This is a genomic window from Candidatus Aeolococcus gillhamiae, assembly GCF_016464765.1.
GTDB classification, from domain to species: domain Bacteria; phylum Chloroflexota; class Dormibacteria; order Aeolococcales; family Aeolococcaceae; genus Aeolococcus; species Aeolococcus gillhamiae.
In genome coordinates this window covers 25,610-41,323 of sequence record NZ_JAEKNS010000083.1, presented here as the reverse complement: position 1 = coordinate 41,323, position 15,714 = coordinate 25,610, and the positions used below count along the sequence as shown (strand labels likewise).

18 protein-coding genes are annotated in these 15,714 nt (G+C 69.3%); 14 read left to right on the top strand and 4 right to left on the bottom strand.

Annotation, left to right across the window (positions count from 1 at the left end):
- The 8 genes from JF886_RS08420 to JF886_RS08385 all read left to right on the top strand — a co-directional run.
- The coding region (locus tag JF886_RS08420) for a NifU family protein (RefSeq protein WP_337311450.1) at window positions 1-465 on the top strand (465 nt) is incomplete at its 5' end.
- Between the two features lie 3 nt (window positions 466-468).
- Window positions 469-1,887, top strand: coding sequence for a CUAEP/CCAEP-tail radical SAM (seleno)protein (locus JF886_RS08415; protein WP_337311448.1), 1,419 nt, complete (start codon window positions 469-471; stop codon window positions 1,885-1,887).
- Between the two features lie 469 nt (window positions 1,888-2,356).
- The gene (locus tag JF886_RS08410; protein WP_337311446.1) at window positions 2,357-2,578 is read left to right on the top strand and encodes a P-loop NTPase family protein; all 222 of its coding nucleotides are present in this window, start codon (window positions 2,357-2,359) and stop codon (window positions 2,576-2,578) included.
- Window positions 2,575-3,975, top strand: a complete 1,401-nt coding sequence (gene sufB, locus JF886_RS08405; protein ID WP_337311444.1) for a Fe-S cluster assembly protein SufB — start codon at window positions 2,575-2,577, stop codon at window positions 3,973-3,975. The genes JF886_RS08410 and sufB overlap by 4 nt, the downstream gene beginning before the upstream one ends.
- On the top strand, window positions 3,972-5,318 hold the full coding sequence (gene sufD, locus JF886_RS08400; RefSeq protein ID WP_337311442.1) for a Fe-S cluster assembly protein SufD: 1,347 nt from the start codon (window positions 3,972-3,974) through the stop codon (window positions 5,316-5,318). The genes sufB and sufD overlap by 4 nt, the downstream gene beginning before the upstream one ends.
- Window positions 5,315-5,650, top strand: coding sequence for a bifunctional 3-phenylpropionate/cinnamic acid dioxygenase ferredoxin subunit (locus JF886_RS08395; RefSeq protein ID WP_337311440.1), 336 nt, complete (start codon window positions 5,315-5,317; stop codon window positions 5,648-5,650). Before sufD ends, JF886_RS08395 begins: the two co-directional genes overlap by 4 nt.
- Complete coding sequence (locus JF886_RS08390; RefSeq protein ID WP_337311438.1) at window positions 5,647-6,894, top strand: cysteine desulfurase; 1,248 nt, start codon at window positions 5,647-5,649, stop codon at window positions 6,892-6,894. The genes JF886_RS08395 and JF886_RS08390 overlap by 4 nt, the downstream gene beginning before the upstream one ends.
- Window positions 6,895-6,898: 4 nt before the next feature.
- Window positions 6,899-7,315, top strand: a complete 417-nt coding sequence (locus JF886_RS08385; protein WP_337311436.1) for a VOC family protein — start codon at window positions 6,899-6,901, stop codon at window positions 7,313-7,315.
- A gap of 127 nt (window positions 7,316-7,442) precedes the next feature.
- Here the strand turns inward: JF886_RS08385 and JF886_RS08380 are convergent, their stop codons facing one another.
- Entirely contained in the window at window positions 7,443-7,907 is a 465-nt protein-coding gene (locus JF886_RS08380) for an SRPBCC family protein (protein WP_337311434.1), read from the bottom strand.
- A gap of 240 nt (window positions 7,908-8,147) precedes the next feature.
- A complete protein-coding gene (locus JF886_RS08375) occupies window positions 8,148-9,356 on the bottom strand; it encodes an MFS transporter (RefSeq protein WP_337311432.1) in 1,209 nt (402 codons plus the stop codon).
- Window positions 9,357-9,409: 53 nt separating this feature from the next.
- Here JF886_RS08375 and sufU point away from each other — a divergent pair, with 53 nt between their 5' ends.
- The 4 genes from sufU to JF886_RS08355 are packed head-to-tail and all read left to right on the top strand — an operon-like array spanning window position 9,410 to window position 11,618.
- Window positions 9,410-9,856: a Fe-S cluster assembly sulfur transfer protein SufU gene (sufU, locus tag JF886_RS08370; RefSeq protein ID WP_337311430.1), complete on the top strand. Its 447-nt coding sequence runs from the start codon at window positions 9,410-9,412 to the stop codon at window positions 9,854-9,856.
- Window positions 9,853-10,218: a metal-sulfur cluster assembly factor gene (locus JF886_RS08365; protein ID WP_337311429.1), complete on the top strand. Its 366-nt coding sequence runs from the start codon at window positions 9,853-9,855 to the stop codon at window positions 10,216-10,218. The genes sufU and JF886_RS08365 overlap by 4 nt, the downstream gene beginning before the upstream one ends.
- Before the next feature lie 54 nt (window positions 10,219-10,272).
- Entirely contained in the window at window positions 10,273-10,875 is a 603-nt protein-coding gene (locus JF886_RS08360) for a sigma-70 family RNA polymerase sigma factor (protein ID WP_337311427.1), read from the top strand.
- Window positions 10,872-11,618, top strand: a complete 747-nt coding sequence (locus JF886_RS08355) for an anti-sigma factor (protein ID WP_337311425.1) — start codon at window positions 10,872-10,874, stop codon at window positions 11,616-11,618. Before JF886_RS08360 ends, JF886_RS08355 begins: the two co-directional genes overlap by 4 nt.
- A gap of 563 nt (window positions 11,619-12,181) precedes the next feature.
- On the opposite strand, the gene JF886_RS08350 is transcribed toward JF886_RS08355, so the two are convergent.
- Window positions 12,182-12,829, bottom strand: coding sequence for a hypothetical protein (locus tag JF886_RS08350; protein ID WP_337311423.1), 648 nt, complete (start codon window positions 12,827-12,829; stop codon window positions 12,182-12,184).
- Window positions 12,830-13,088: 259 nt separating this feature from the next.
- Between JF886_RS08350 and JF886_RS08345 the strand changes: the two genes are divergently transcribed.
- Together JF886_RS08345 and JF886_RS08340 are read left to right on the top strand one after the other, a co-directional pair.
- Window positions 13,089-13,901, top strand: coding sequence for a ParA family protein (locus JF886_RS08345; protein ID WP_337311421.1), 813 nt, complete (start codon window positions 13,089-13,091; stop codon window positions 13,899-13,901).
- Window positions 13,898-14,836, top strand: coding sequence for a ParB/RepB/Spo0J family partition protein (locus tag JF886_RS08340; protein WP_337311419.1), 939 nt, complete (start codon window positions 13,898-13,900; stop codon window positions 14,834-14,836). The genes JF886_RS08345 and JF886_RS08340 overlap by 4 nt, the downstream gene beginning before the upstream one ends.
- A gap of 10 nt (window positions 14,837-14,846) precedes the next feature.
- Here the strand turns inward: JF886_RS08340 and JF886_RS08335 are convergent, their stop codons facing one another.
- A complete protein-coding gene (locus JF886_RS08335) occupies window positions 14,847-15,473 on the bottom strand; it encodes a superoxide dismutase (RefSeq protein ID WP_337311417.1) in 627 nt (208 codons plus the stop codon).
- Window positions 15,474-15,714 lie beyond the last annotated feature (241 nt).

Below are 15,714 nucleotides of genomic sequence, written 5' to 3'. Positions count from 1 at the left end.
GCCTTCGTCTACGACATTCAGCTGGTCGCATCCGGTGAGGAGCGGCAGGGCGACATGATCGTCGAGTCCATCGACGGAATTCCCATCCACATTCCTCTTGGCTCCGCACCGTATCTCGATGGGATCAGCCTCGATGCCGATCTCCCCATGGGCGCAGTGCGCGTGGTGAATCCCAACCCGCTGTGGCTCGATCCCGTCGCCGAAGCGGTGCAGCGCCTGCTCGATGCCGAGATCAACCCGTCGGTTGCGTCCCACGGCGGTCATATCGATCTGCTCGATGTCGTGGAAGGGGTCGCGTTCATTCACATGGGCGGCGGCTGCCAGGGCTGCGGCATGGCCGAGGTCACCCTTGGTCAGGGGGTGCGCACCGCAATCCTCGACACCTTTCCCGCGATCCGCGAGGTGCGCGACACCACCGATCACGCCCAGGGCGCCAATCCCTACTACCAGGCGGCCAAGAAGTAGCCCGTGGGCACCCGGGTCCTGCTGGTCTCCTGCTACGAGCTGGGACGCCAGCCGTTGCACGTCGCCACCGCGGCAGCATTCCTGCGCGACGCCGGGCACGAAGTGCGCGCGCTGGACCTGGCCGTCGACGATTTCGACGCCTCGCTGGTGCGATGGGCCGAGACGGTCGCACTGGCGGTGCCGATGCACACTGCCATGCGGCTCGCGGTCGGCGTGGCCGAGCGGGTGCGCGGCCTGCATCCGGCGGCAACGATCGTCCTCTACGGCCTCTACGCACCGCTCTGCGCAGCCTCGCTTCCGCCGGGCGCCGCCGACCATGCCGTGGGCGGCGAGTTCGAGGAGGAACTGGTGCGCATTGCCGACGGCAGGCCCTCCGGGCGCCGCGTGGTGCTCGACCGGCTGCGGTTCCCGGTCCCGGCCCGCGACCTGCTGCCCCCGCTGAGCCGGTATGCGCGCCTGATGATCGACGGTGAGGCTCGCCCCGCGGCCGCGATCGAGCTCACCCGCGGCTGCGTGCACCGGTGCCGGCACTGCCCAGTCCCCGCCGTCTACGGGGGCCGGCTCCGCGTTGTGCAGCAGGAGACCCTGCTCGCCGACGTCGACCAGCTGGTCGAGATGGGCGCCATGCACCTGAGCTTCGCCGATCCCGACTTCCTCAACGCGGCGCCCTACGCACTCCGCGCGGTCCGCTCGCTGCACCAGCGGCACCCGTCGCTCAGCTTCGACATCACCACCAAGGTCGAGCACATCCTCGAGCACCGCGCGCTCTGGCCGGAGCTCCACGGCCTCGGTTTGCTGTTCGCGATCACCGCGGCGGAGTCGACCAGTGACACGGTGCTGGGCGTCCTGGAGAAGGGCCACACCCACGCCCAGACGCTCGCCGCGGTCCGTCTGCTCCGCGAGCACGGCATCGAACCACGACCCTCGCTGCTGCCGTTCACCCCCTGGACGACGCTACGGGATTACCTCGACCTCCTCGACTTCATTCTCGACGAGAAACTACTCGGCAGCGTGGACCCAGTGCAGTTGAGCATCCGGCTGCTGCTGCCGCCGGACTCCCTGCTGCTGGAGCGCGAGGAGCTCCGACCGCACCTGCGCGCCTACCAGCCGGAGAGCTTCAGTCATCGCTGGGAGCACCCCGATCCTCGCATGGACGTACTCCAGACCGACCTTACCAGCCTGATCGCTGCCCGCACCGATGCCGGGGACACGCCCCACGCCGTGCACGGGGCCGTGCGAGCCCGCGCGGCGGCCGCGGCAGCCGCCGCCGGGGTCACCTGGGCGGCCGGCCGGCGACCGCTGCCGGCCGCCACCGCGGAGCCTCCGAGGCTCAGCGAGTCGTGGTTCTGCTGCGCCGAGCCGACCAGTCTCCAGCACGCCCGCAGCGGGCTCCGTCCACTGCCGGCGGCGGGCTCCATCTAGAGACTCGCTCGGAGCGGCGATCAGGTCGCGGCTGGAGGCTCTCCCCCAGGCGCGCGGCGAACTCCGCATCGCCATCGCCGAGCGGTGCGACGCCCAGGTCGAACCCAGCGAACCGTGGGTCCGCCACCGGGAAGCGTTCGCCCGGCCGGCGACGGTGGCCGGCGGCACCGCGGCGTGGGCGACCGGTCGCAGTCTCGAGGACGGTTGTTCGGACGCCTCCGCTGCCGAGGTCGAGGCCGACGAAGGTCATCAGGAGCGATCCTCTCCCGAGCCGCACCACGGCGCCAGCCGCCCGCCCTGGCTGCGCCATCAGCTCTCCTAGGGGTGACTTGGGGCCGCTGACCCGGCGCGGCCGGGGCGGACGCCGCCGACGTATAATCCTGACCATGGCAGTAGGGATTTCCCAACCAGAGCGTCCACAGCCCTCCGCACCGGCTCCAACGGCGTCAGCCGCCTGGCCGGTCCTGACATGAGCGTCCTGGTGAGCACCCGCTACCCGCGCATCCTGGAGTACCTCAAGCCCGACCGTGTGCACGTCCTTCATCAGGGGCGCGTGATCACGTCCGGTGGTCCGGAGCTGGCGCGCCAGATCGAGAGCGAGGGTTACGAGCCGATCATCGGCCCCGTCGCCGCCGAGGCTGCGGCATCACGCACGTCACTGACCGGCGTGGTCGCGGAGGCACAGGCATGACCGTCCAGGCACACGAGCTGACCAAGGACTACCAGTACGGATTCCACGACGTCGACATCTCCGTCTTCCGCACCGAGAAGGGCCTGTCGCCGGAGGTGATCGCGGCCATCTCCGACCACAAGAGCGAGCCGGAGTGGATGCTCAAGTTCCGCCTCAAGGCGTACGACCACTGGATGAAGCGGCCGATGCCGACATGGGGCGCCGACCTCTCGGGGATCGACTTCGACGACATCTACTACTACGTCAAGCCCGCCGGCGAGCAGGCACGCTCGTGGGACGACGTCCCTGAGTCGATCAAGAACACGTTCGATCGCCTCGGCATCCCCGAGGCTGAGCGGAAGTTCCTCGCCGGCGTCTCGGCGCAGTACGACTCTGAGGTGGTCTACCACAGCATCCGCGAGGACCTCGAGAAGCTCGGCGTCCTCTTCTGTGACTGCGACACCGGCCTGCGCGACCACCCGGAGATCTTCCGCAAGTACTTCGGCACGGTGATCCCGCCCAACGACAACAAGTTCGCCGCGCTCAATTCAGCGGTGTGGTCGGGTGGCTCGTTCGTGTATGTGCCCGCCGGGGTCCATGTCGAGGTGCCGCTGCAGGCCTACTTCCGCATCAACAGCGACAACATGGGTCAGTTCGAGCGCACCCTGATCATTGCCGAGGAGGGCTCCTCGGTCCACTACATCGAGGGCTGCACCGCGCCCAACTACTCGAGCGACTCGCTGCACTCCGCGGTGGTGGAGCTGATCGCTCACAAGGGCGCCAAGATCCGCTACACCACCATCCAGAACTGGTCGGACAACGTGTACAACCTGGTCACCAAGCGCGCCATCGCGCACGAGAACGCCACCGTCGAGTGGGTGGACGGAAATTTGGGCTCGAAGGTGACGATGAAGTACCCGGCCATCTACCTGATGGGCGAAGGTGCGCACGGTGAGGTGCTCAGCGCGGCGTTCGCCGGCCCGGGACAGCACCAGGACGCCGGCGCCAAGTGCATCCACGTGGCGTCGAACACCACCAGCAACATCGTCTCGCGGTCGATCAGCAAGGGCACCGGTCGCACCTCGTACCGTGGCCACATCAAGGTGTATCCGAAAGCGCAGAACGTGAAGATCAACGTGCGCTGTGACGCCCTGCTCCTCGACGAGGAGTCGCAAAGCGACACCTATCCCTACATGGACGTCGAGAGCCCGGACGTGACCATCGGCCACGAGGCGACGGTCAGCAAGGTGGGCGAGGACCAGATCTTCTACCTCACCTCGCGTGGCATCGATGAGAACGAGGCCACCGCGCTCATCGTCAACGGCTTCTTCGAGCCCTTCGTCAAGGAGCTGCCGATGGAGTACGCAGTGGAGCTCAACCGCCTGCTGGCGCTGTCGATGGAGGGGTCGGTCGGGTGATCACCGGCGCCGGGATCGCCGCGCCGGACGCGCCGGCGTTCACGGAAGCGGTCGAGGAACGCATCGCCTCCGCTGACGGCTGGCTGCGCGACCGCCGTCGCGCGGCGTGGGATGCGTTCACCGCCATGCCCATGCCGTCGTCGAAGCGCGACGAGGACTGGCGCCGCACGGACATCTCCAAGCTCGACCTCCACGAGTTCCACCCGGCGAAGGGGGTCGACGAGGCGCTGATCGCCGCCATTCGCCGGCGCCGCGACCGGGCCGCGCCAGAGGCCGCACTGATGGTCGACGCGTCGCCTGTGACGCGCATCGAGCAGAGCGACCAGCTCACCGCCGCTGGCGTCGTGCTCAGCTCGCTCGACGAGGCCGCCGAGCTGCACCCAGAGCTGGTGGAGCGCGCCCTGGCCGGCGTGGGGGTCGGCGAATCGCCGTTCCTGGCACTGTGGAACGCGATGTGGAAGGGCGGAGCGTTCATCTACGTGCCGCGCTCGGTCCACGCGTCGGTGCCGGTGTGGGTGGCGCACGGCGCCGCCGGTGACCACGCCGCCACCTTCCCGGCGACAGTCGTCCTGCTCGAGGACAACTCGTCGCTGACGCTCCTCGACGACTACGTCTCCGCGACCGGCGATGACGAGCTGTTCAGCGACGCGCTTACGATCATCGTCGCGGGACGCGACGCGCACGTCGACCACCATGTGCTCCAGCAATGGGGTGAGGGCGCCTGGCATGTCGCCATGCACCGCACCCTGCTCGCCCAGAACGCCCGGCTGCGCATGTTCGGGGCCACGCTCGGGTCGCGCCTCCAAAAGGCGTACTGGGAGGTGCTGCTCGACGGCCCCGGCGCCGAGGCCGAGATCACCGGGCTGGCGTTCGGTGATGCAGCGCAACACCTCGACCACCAGTCGCTGCAGGCCCACCGCGCCCCGCAGACCACCAGCCGTCTCAAGCTCAAGGTGGCGGTGCGCGACCGCGCGCGCAGCGTCTACAGCGGTCTCATCGACGTCGACCGCATCGCCCAGCAGACCGACGCCTACGTGCAGAACCGCAACCTCATCCTCAGCCATGGCGCCACCGCCGACTCCGTGCCCCGCCTGGAGATTCGCGCCAACGACGTGCGCTGCGGGCACGGCGCCACAGCCGGCCACATCGACGACGACCACCGCTTCTACCTGATGGCTCGCGGGGTCACCGCCGAGGACGCCGACCAATTGATCGTGCGCGGCTTTCTCGACGATGCCCTGGCCCACTGCCCGCATCCCGGCGTCGCCGGGCTCGTCGGCGAGCTCCTCGACCACGAGCTCGAGGGCGAGGCCCAGGCCGGCATCGCGCTGGTGGACGCATGAGGATGGCCACCTGGGTGGAGGTGGGGCGCATCGAGGATGTGCCACCGGGACATGCGGCACGCGTCGAGATCGACAGCGTCCCCCTCGCCATCTTCAATCTCGACGGCGAGTTCTACTGCCTCGACGACACCTGCAGCCACGCCGAGGCCTCCCTGAGTGATGGGGATCTCGACACATCGCGCTGTGCCATCGAGTGCCCGCTGCACGGGTCCGCGTTCTCGTTGCAGACGGGCGATCCTCTGTCTCTCCCCGCGGTCGAGCCGGTGCGCGTGCACCAGATCGACACCACCGACGGCGTTATCCGCATCGCGCTCAGCGAGGACGCCCGATGACTGACATTAGCGTTGCGACGGCGCCGCTCGATGTCGCCCGCGTGCGCGCCGACTTCCCCATCCTGCGTCGCACCGTCAACGGGCACCCGCTGGTGTACCTCGACTCCGCGGCCACCTCGCAGAAGCCGCAGTCCGTTCTCGACGCCACCGACGCCTACTACCAGGAGCACAACGCCAACGTGCACCGCGGCGTCCACACCCTCGGCAATGAGGCCACCGACGTCTTCGAGAGCGCGCGCCAGCGGGTCGCCCGGTTCATCGACGCGCCCGCTGAAGGCGTCGTCTTCCTGCGCAACACGACCGAGGCACTCAACCTGGTGGCGTCGTCGTACGCGCGCGAGCTGCTCTCGCCGGGCGACCGCATCGTGCTCACCGAGATGGAGCACCACAGCAACCTGGTGCCGTGGCAGCTGGCCGCCGAGCGGGCCGGGCTGACGCTCGACTTCCTCAGCGTCCACGACGACGGCGCGCTCGATCTCTCCAACCTCGACGAGCTGCTCGCCCCGCCCACCAAGCTGATCAGCCTCAGCCATCAGTCCAACGTGCTCGGCACGGTCGCCCCGCTGCGCGACATCGTCGCGGCAGCGCATCAGCACGATGTGCTGGTGTGCGTCGACGCCGCGCAGAGCGTCCCGCACATGCCGGTGTCGGTTCGCGACCTGGACTGCGACTTCCTCGCCTTCAGCGGCCACAAGATGTGCGGACCGATGGGCGCGGGCGTGCTCTGGGCGCGCCCCGAGCTGTTGGAGCGAATGCCTCCATTCCTCGGTGGGGGAAGCATGATCCTGCGCGTCTCACTGGAGCGCTCCTCGTGGAGCACCGTTCCCCATAAGTTCGAAGCCGGCACTCCCGACGTCGGCGCGGCCACGGGGCTTGCCGCCGCCTGCGACTACCTCGACGCCATCGGCCGCGATCGCATCCACACGCACGAGCTCGAGCTCACCGGCCACCTGCTGGCAGTGCTCGAGGAGGTCGACGGTGTCGAGGTCTACGGACCGCGCACCCTCGATGACCGTGGCGGGGCGGTGAGCTTCAACGTCAGCGGAGTGCACGCCCACGACGTCGGAACCATCCTCGACCGCGAGGGCGTGGCGGTGCGCGCCGGCCATCACTGCTGCCAGCCCTTGATGAAGCGACTCGATGTCGCGGCCACGGCACGCGCGTCGGTGTACCTGTACAACACGCACGAGGAGATCGACGCCCTCGGGGCTGCGCTCGGTGAAGTACGCCGCATCTTCGGATAGCGGCATGGAACAGCGCATCTCGTTGATAACCCTCGGTGTCCGTGATGTCCCACAAGCCAAGGCTTTCTACGAGGCGCTCGGCTGGTCGGGCGAGTCAGCCGACGGCGAGGTGGTGTTCTTTCAAACCGGGTGCATGGTGTTCGCTCTCTGGGGCCGCGGTCAGCTCACCGCCGACAGCGCTGTGACCGACAGCGGGGGCTGGGGCGGGGTCACGCTCGCGCACAACGTTGCGTCCCCCACGGAGGTCGACCGCGTGCTGGCCCAGGCTGAGGCGGCAGGCGCCACCATCGGCCGCCCCGGGGCGGAGAACGTCTGGGGCGGCTACTCGGGAGTGTTCATCGACCCGGACGGCCACCCTTGGGAGGTGGCGCACAATCCGGGCTGGAGACTCGCCGAGGACGGCTCCGTCCACCTCCACTGACGATGGGCGAGGACGCGCGCAGCCAGCGTGAGCGAATGCGCGCTGGCGAACATGGTCGCGGTCGGTAACCCCGCCCGGGTCGTCCGGTCGCTGTGACCGCGCCCGCCGGCCGGCGCGAGTGCGCGCGCTAGCTGGTCGGCTGCTTGACCTCGCCCCGCCAGGCGCCGGTCTCGCTGCCGCGCGACTCGACGTACTCCTTGAACCGCTTGAGATCTGCCTCGACGCGGCGGTTGAAGACGCCGAGCTTGTCGCCGACCTCCTCGATGAATCCCTCGGGCTCCGCCTCCAGCTGCAGCATCACGCGCGCCTTGTCATCGCTGAGGCGATGGAAGGTGACCACGCCGGCGTTCGGTGCGCCGTCGACCGCCTTCCAGGCAATGCGCTCGTCAGGCTGCTGCTCGGTGATGGTCGCGTCCCACTCCTTCTCCGTGCCGGCGACCTTGGCCTTCCAGTGGAGCGTGGTGTCGCTGAGTTGCTTCACCTCGACGACGCCCTCCATGAACTCAGGGAACGTCTCGAACTGGGTCCACTGGTTGTAGGCGGTGCGGACGGGGACGTCGACGTCGATGCTCTTCTCAACCGATGCGGTCATGGGTGGCTCCTTTGTCAGGGTGTTGCGCGGGAGTTCCGCGAGGGCAAGATGCCTAGTGCCATGTCACACAACCATACATCATCGGTGCCACATTCTGAGTTCGGATGCCCCTCGGATGGCGTTCGGTCCGTTGTGGTTCAACGTGATCACGGCGGTGGCCGCGTCGCCGACTGTTCCGAGCATGAAGACGTTGCGCGTGCGCGCCGTCCGTGCTCGCGGCTCATTGCGACCTTGGGAGGATCACGCCTCCAGCGGGTTGAGCGCCCCCTGTTCAACAGGACCCGCGCCCCGGTGCAACGGACGCGCCGGGAGGGCGACGGCGCACATGACCGCGGCAGCGAGGAGCACACCACCAGCTCCCCAGAATGCGATGCGCTCGTCGACGCCGTAGAGCGCGCCCAGCACTAGGGCACCGAACGACATACCGGAGAACTGGAACAGCCCGCCGATGCCCATCGCTCGACCGCGCTGAGCGGGGCTGCTGTTGTCGCCGATGACGGCGAACAGGGTCGGCTCGATCAGGACCACGGCACAGGCCTCGAGCGTGCCCACCGCGATGATCGGCACAAGCGACCGCAGCGCCGGGTACGTCGCCGCGCAGACGCCGGCCACCGCGAAGGAGCCCAGCATCAGCCAGCGCCTGTTGAATCGGTCCGACACCCGTCCGGCGGGTGCGGCCAGCGCCAGCAGCGGCGCGGCGAACAGGCTTACGGTCAGGCCGATGACGAAGGCGCCGTTGCCCCGTGCTGAGAGGTAGAGCGGCCAGACCACGTCGTACATCGAGAACACCGTGCCGATTGCCAGCAGCGCCAGGCACGGCACCAGGATCCCGGGTGTGCGCCACCAGCGCAGCGGCACCTCCCGCTCGCCGGCCGGTCGCTCCACCCGCGTCTCGGGAATGCGCCGCATCGCGAGCAACCCGACCAGCACGGCAGCGCCGGTGACCCCGAACACCGCAGAGTCCCGCCAGAGCGCAACCGCCCCGCCCAGCAGCGGGCCGACCAACAGCCCCACCATCTCGCACGCCTGCAGCTGCGCGAATCGCTGGCCGCGCTGCTCGGGGGTGCTGAGGTCGACGATGGCGGCACGCAGGGCGGGGACATAGGCTCCGGAGACGACCCCTTGGAGGGTGCGCAGCACTGCGAGCAGCCAGAGCGGACCGACGTCGGCGAACAGCGCGAAGGCCAGAACGGCAAAGATGGCGCGCGAGCCGAGCAGCATGGGCCTGCGCCCGACCCGGTCGGTGAGCCGCCCGGCGGGCACCTGCACCAGCATGTTGGCGATCAGCGGCCCGGCGATGAACAGCGCGATGCCGAGCGAGCTTCCCCCGTGGCGGCGCACGTACAGCGGGGCGATCGGAAACATCGCGGCAACGCCGGTGAACATGATCAGCTGGCCGCTGAGCAGCCAGAAGATCGGGGACGTGCGCGGACGGAGGCACTGGGGCACCCGCGGATTGTCGCGCCGAGGGCGAAGGTCCACGCCGGGGTACAATCCCTACCATGCAAGTCGGATTTACACCGGTGGCGGACGACCTCTACCGCGAGATCATCCTCGACCACTACCGCCATCCCCGCCATCGCGGACGGCTCGATCCCGCCGACGCCGTGGTGGAGGCCGACAACCCGCTGTGCGGAGACCAGATCGACATCTCGGTCCGGTTCGACGGTGATCAGCTCGCCGGGATCGCCTTCGAGGGCACCGGCTGCTCGATCAGCCAGGCCGCCTGCAGCATGCTCTGTGACGAGGTGAGCGGCGGCTCGCGGGCGCGGGCGCGAGACGTCGCCGATCGCTTCCGGGCGATGCTCGTCGAGGGCGGCAGCTGCGACGACCTCGGTGACCTCGAGGCGCTGCAGGGCGTTCGCGCCTACCCGGTGCGCGTCAAGTGTGCGACCCTGCCCTGCAACGCGCTTCTGCAGGCGCTCGGGCACGCGGAGGATCGACCATGACTGACACCGACGCGGCGGTGAGCGTCGATTCGGCCGCCGAGGAGCCGCAGACGGCCAAGGCCTCGCCGGAGCTGGTGCTCGCGGCGCTCAGCGAGGTCTTCGACCCCGAGATCGGCATCGACATCGTCTCGCTCGGGCTGGTGTACGGATCCGAGATTGACGACGGCGGCCTGCTCACCATCAGCATGACCCTGACCACGCCCTACTGCCCGATGGGCAGCCTCATCCAGGGCCAGGCCCACGCGGTCTGCCATGGGCTTCCCGGTGTGAAGGATGTGAAAGTGGAGCTGGTCTGGTCGCCCCCGTGGGACCCGCGCACGATGGCGTCCGAAGAGGCACGGCTGGAGCTGGGCATCTACTGACCCCCCGACCGGGCAGTGATCCAATCGGGATCGGCGTGCGTATCCGGGGTGCGTGTGCGAGATAAGACCGACTCAACCGCGACCCCCGGCGTGAACGTCTCCGACGACAAGATGCTCGACCTGCTGGCCCGAGCGGAACCTGAGGGAATCGAGATGTTGTACGACCGCTATTCGGGCTTGGCCTACACCCTGGCCCTGCGCGTCGTCAACGACTCTGCGACCGCTGAAGACGTTGTCCAGGAAGCGTTTCTCAGCATTTGGCGACGCGCGTCGACGTATCGCAGCGACCGCGGCAGCCTGCGCACCTGGGTGTGCTCGATCGTCCACCACCGTGCTCTCGATCGGCTGCGCGGGCGAGCCGGCCGCGCCCGCCATGACGTCGCCCTCGAGCACGCTCCGATCGAAGCGACGTCCGTGTCGGACACGTGGGACCAGGTGGCCGACGAGATCGAGCGCGCCGAGATCCGCACGGCGTTGACCGAGCTCTCCGTGGAACAGCGCGAGACAATCGAGCTGGCGTATTTCGGCGGCTACTCGCAGACGGAGATCAGCGAGCTCATGCACGTGCCCCTGGGAACGGTCAAGGGGCGCACCCGCCTCGCCCTGCGCAAGCTGCGCGGAGTGCTCGAGTTCCGGCTTGCGGAGGGGATGGCGTGATCAGCCATCAGGATGCCGAGGTGCTCGCCGCGGCGCTCTCTGTCGGCTCCCTCGATGCCGAGGAACAGTCCGCCCTGCAGCTGCACCTCTCGGGATGCGCCGAGTGTCGGCGCGTGGCCGGCGAGTACATGGCGGCAGCCGCCCGACTGCCGCTAGCGCTCGAGCCTGTGCATCCGCCGCCCGAGCTTCGCGGTCGGTTGATGCGCGCGGTGTACGCCGAGACGACCCAGGCGGCCGAGCGGGCCGCCAGGGCTCAGCCGGCACCGTGGTGGCACCGGCTCTGGGACGCAATCCCCGCGTCGCGGGGCCTCACCGCCCTCGCAGGGGCGGCGGCGGTCGCGGTGATCGCTCTCTCCTCGTGGGCAGTGCTCAACCGCCAGAACGGTGCCCCGGCACCGGTCGCGGTCGCGGTCGCGCTCACCGCCACAGCGGCCGCGCCACACGCGAGCGCCCAGTTGACCTACCAGCGCGGCGGCAATGAGGCGGTGCTGACGGCCAGTGGTCTGCCCAGCCCGGGCGCGGTGTCGGCCGGTGGCTCGGTGTACGAGGTCTGGCTGATCCGCTCCGACGGCTTGGCGGTGGCTGCCGCGTACCTCAGCCACAACCCGGACGGCACCTGGAGCGCGGCGGTCCACGGCGACCTGGCCGCGTACAGCGCCGTCGCGGCCACGGCGGAGCCGGCCGGTGGCAGCGCGACCCCGACGGGGGCGAAGGTGATCCAGGGCTCGATCAGCGCCTCATGAGCGTGCGCACGTCGCCCATCGTCGAGCGCCATGTTCCTTGTGTGGCAAGCCCGTTCGGCAGCTGACACGTCGCTTCTATTACCCGCAGCAGCTCGACCGCAGTGGCACCGCCGCTGGCGATCTGGCCAGTCCTGGCAGTAACATGAGAACCCGGCACGGGCACGGCTGTGGCCGGCTGCCCCTGCGGCCGCTACACTGGTTGTGCGTCTCTCGGCCCCGCCACCGCCCGCACTCATCCACCGACGCACGCGGACCGGCGCCGGGGCACTCTGAGAAAAGGAGGGTCCTGCCCATGACCGATTGTTCCGGTAGTCCTCAGCCGACCCGCGCCGGAGTGGCGGGCTGATCGCCGGGGCGGATACCAGGTAGCGCGGTCGCCAACGTCCGCGCGCCGGAGAGACGCCAGCCGTCTCGAGGTACCCGACGCTTCGACGCAGAGCGGCGGAATCCGTGGTGTACGGGTTCCGCCGTTGCTTTTTACGAAGGGGGGAACCTTGTTCCCCCTTACAGCGGTGTCAGCTCCGGCGACGTGAAGTCGCCTCCGCTAACGGGGGTGCTTCGGGTCAGACGTAGCGGGCCGCTTCGACCCCTGCTTGGCGGGTGGCCGTCTCCGGCGCGGCGACGATCTGGTCGCGTTCGACGTACCCCTCGGTGGAGTCGCTGAGCCTGACCTTGACGAACTCCGGCGTGCCGCCGGGAACCGCCTCCATGCGCGTGGCCGTGAAGATCTCTGCCCCTCGGGACGCGCCGCGGTGCGGGGCGGAATACAACGTGTAGGGCATTCCCGCCCAGGAGGACACCAGCGTGACGGGCCCGGGCGGAATGAACCGCACCCGGTAGATCGTGCGCGGATCGTCGACTCCGCGACTGAGCACGCCGATCAGCTGGAGAGCGCGGGGCACCGCGCCGCGTCCCTTGCTCGCCTCGAGCTGAATCACCGTCCCGGCGTCGTCGACCTTGGCTGTGCAGGTCACCCAGCGCTGGTTGCGCGCCGGTCGCCGACGCCGTCCCATGAACTTCGCGGTCCCGTCGACCCGGCGCCAATGCCCCACCAGGCTGTTGCGCTGGTACTCGACGATGCGCCCGGTGTCCTCCCCGACCACCTCGAAGCGATAGGGCGGGGTGCCGATCATCTGCTCCATGACGGCGAAGACCTCTCGCGGGGGCGCGGCGACCACGAATCGCCAGTTGGAGGCGCGCTTGGCAGGCACGGGCGGATTGTACGGATCGGCCCGCGGTGCCCGGTCGCAGACGTGGCCTCGCCGGTGAGCAGCAGCGAGCGACGTTTCACGTGAATCACCATCCACAGTGTTTGCACGGCTAACCATTTCGACCGGGTTGTCCACAAGCAGGGGCACGAGACGACCAAACTGATCTCAGGACGGAGGATTGGCGCGTCGGCAACGTTGGGGATACGGTGGATAACTCCGGGCCAGCAGGGGTCGGTGGCGGCGGTCGATAATCCGGACTGTGGTCCCGCACGTGCTCGCCGTCGCCAATCAGAAGGGGGGTGTGGGCAAGACGACGACCACGATCAACGTCGGATCGGCGCTCGCCGTCATGGGGCGACGGGTCCTCGTGGTCGACATCGATCCCCAGGCGAACGCAACCTCCGGGCTGGGGGTCGACCGCTCCGCCGTCGAGACCACCAGCTACGACGTGATGATCGGCGGCCGGCCGATCGCCGACGCGCGCATCAGCACCGTCGTGGAGGGGCTCGACCTCGTGCCCGCCGACCTCAGTCTCGCCGGAGCCGAGATCGAGATGATCGAGCTGCCCATGCGCGAGCGGCGCCTCGCGCTAGCGGTCGAGGCTGTCGACGACGTCGATTACGTCCTGATCGACTGTCCGCCCAGCCTCGGACTGCTCACCGTCAACGCGGCGGTGGCCGCCCAGGCGCTGCTCGTTCCGATCCAGTGCGAATTCTACGCGCTGGAGGGCCTCGGGCTGCTGACCCACACCCTCGCCCTGCTGCGCCGCGAGCTCAACCCGGGCCTGCGCATCGCGGGCATCGTCATGACCCTGTTCGACGGCCGGCTCGCGCTGGCCCACCAGGTGGTCGACGAGGTGCGCGCCCGCTTCGCCGACGACCTGCTCTCGCCTCTGATCCCGCGCAACGTCCGGCTCAGCGAGGCACCCAGCCACGGGGTGCCCGTCGACCTGTACGACCCCACCTGCCGGGGTGCGGTTGCCTATGCCGAGCTCGCCGCCAACCTCGACGCCCGCCTCGCCGGCCAGGCCCGACCCGTCCACGCCGGGGCCGGCGTGGGAGCCGGCCGGTGACGTCGCTGCCGCCGCCCCGAAGCGGCGCCCGCCGGCGCGGCCTGGGACGAGGGCTGGACGCGCTGCTCGGTCCCATCGGCGACACCCCTGCCGAGGGGACGCGGGACGACGAGGCCACCGCCTCCTCCTCGAGTTCGGCCGCCCTCGTCGAGATCGACCCCGCGCTGGTCGATGCCAACCCCGAGCAGCCGCGCCGGGAATTCGACCAGGACGCCCTGGTGGCGCTGGGCGAGTCGATCCGAACCCACGGACTGCTCCACCCCATCGTGGTCGAGCGCGCCGGCGCGCGCTACCAGCTCGTAGCCGGCGAACGACGGCTCCGCGCCGTTCGCGTGGCCGGTCTCGGCCGGGTGCCGGCCATCGTCCGGCCTGCCGCCCAGTCGGCGCGGGAGTCGCTCGAAGCCGCTCTCACCGAGAACCTGCTCCGCGCCGATCTCACCGCCATCGAAGAGGCCGCGGCGTACTCACGCCTCGCCGACACCTTCGGCCTCTCCCATGAGGCGATCGCGCTGCGCCTGGGACGGAGCCGCCCGGCCGTCTCCAACACCATCCGCCTGCTGGGCCTTCCAGCGCCCGTTCAGCGAGCGGTGGTCGACGGAGCCATCAGCGCCGGCCACGCCCGCGCGCTCCTCGGGCTTCCCGACGCCGATCGGCAGGAGGCGATGGCTCGGCAGGCCGTGGACGCGGGCTGGTCGGTGCGGCGGACCGAGCACGCCGTCCAGGCCGAGCAGGGACGATCGCACCCGCCGCGAGCCACGACCGCGCGGCCGGCGCTGAGCGCGGACGACGAGGCGCTGCGCCGTGGCCTTGAGGAGCGGCTCGGGTTGCCGGTCGAGCTGGAGCGGCGGGGACGCGGCGGTCGGGTCGCCATCGCCTTCCACGACGACGGCGACCTCGACGCCCTCTACACCCGGTTGGGAGGCGCCCCTCTCTGATCCGACCTGGTCAGCCGATCGGACGCTCGGCGCCGCCCAGTCGGGCCTCGGCCGCGCTAACGTCCAGGTTGGCCAGGAACGATTCGATGTACTTCGGCCGGTCCGCCGGCTTGTAGTCGAGCAGGAAGGCGTGCTCCCACACGTCCATCACCACGATCGGCTTGAAGCCGGCGATGTTACCGTCCTCGTGGAGGGTGATCCAGTGGTTGCTGAGCCGGCCGCTGGCGGGGTCGAGGTAGGTCACCGCCCAGCCGACGCCGCGCATCCCGCCGACGCCGACGAAGTCCTTGCGCCAGGTCTCGAGGTCGCCGAACGACTCGCCGAGCGCACGGCCGAGCTCCGACGAGCTCGAGATCTCGCCACCGTTGCCGGTCTTGGTCATGTTCCCGAAGTACCACTCATGGAGCACCATGCCGTTGTATTCGAAGCCCAGCCGGCGGGTCATCTCCGCGTACGCCGGCGTGCCCACCTTGCCCGTCTGGGTGAGCTCGACGAGCTGCTCGTTCAGGGTGTTCGTGTTTTTGACATAACCGGCATAAAGTCCGAAGTGCGTCTCCATCGTTTTGTCGGAAATGCCGACCAGGCCTGAGAGATCGAACTCCCGTGCCTTGTACGGCGTCTTGGTCAGCAGTGCCATGGTGTCCCTCGCTTGATGTTGACGGCGGCGCCCCGCCCCTGGGGTGAACCGATATTGTGGCAGCGCACCCCAGCGAACGTATGAGCGCCGCGGGAGACGCCTGCGAAAGGAGCGGATCAGCCGCCGCTTTGCAGCTATCGACAGCGAACGTCTGAGCGAGGCGGAGACATGGGGCGTTGCGGCAGAGGTCGATTGTTGGAAAGAGGTCAGCGGGGAGACGTCTCCGCAGCGCGAGTTCTGC

What these genes read in the sequence shown, in the direction of transcription:
- JF886_RS08410 (WP_337311446.1), top strand. Translation starts at nt 2,357, where the DNA reads ATGAGCGTCCTGGTGAGCACCCGCTACCCGCGCATCCTGGAGTACCTC.
- sufB (WP_337311444.1), top strand. Translation starts at nt 2,575, where the DNA reads ATGACCGTCCAGGCACACGAGCTGACCAAGGACTACCAGTACGGATTC.
- JF886_RS08395 (WP_337311440.1), top strand. Translation starts at nt 5,315, where the DNA reads ATGAGGATGGCCACCTGGGTGGAGGTGGGGCGCATCGAGGATGTGCCA.
- JF886_RS08390 (WP_337311438.1), top strand. Translation starts at nt 5,647, where the DNA reads ATGACTGACATTAGCGTTGCGACGGCGCCGCTCGATGTCGCCCGCGTG.
- JF886_RS08385 (WP_337311436.1), top strand. Translation starts at nt 6,899, where the DNA reads ATGGAACAGCGCATCTCGTTGATAACCCTCGGTGTCCGTGATGTCCCA.
- JF886_RS08380 (WP_337311434.1), bottom strand. Translation starts at nt 7,907, where the DNA reads ATGACCGCATCGGTTGAGAAGAGCATCGACGTCGACGTCCCCGTCCGC.
- sufU (WP_337311430.1), top strand. Translation starts at nt 9,410, where the DNA reads ATGCAAGTCGGATTTACACCGGTGGCGGACGACCTCTACCGCGAGATC.
- JF886_RS08365 (WP_337311429.1), top strand. Translation starts at nt 9,853, where the DNA reads ATGACTGACACCGACGCGGCGGTGAGCGTCGATTCGGCCGCCGAGGAG.
- JF886_RS08335 (WP_337311417.1), bottom strand. Translation starts at nt 15,473, where the DNA reads ATGGCACTGCTGACCAAGACGCCGTACAAGGCACGGGAGTTCGATCTC.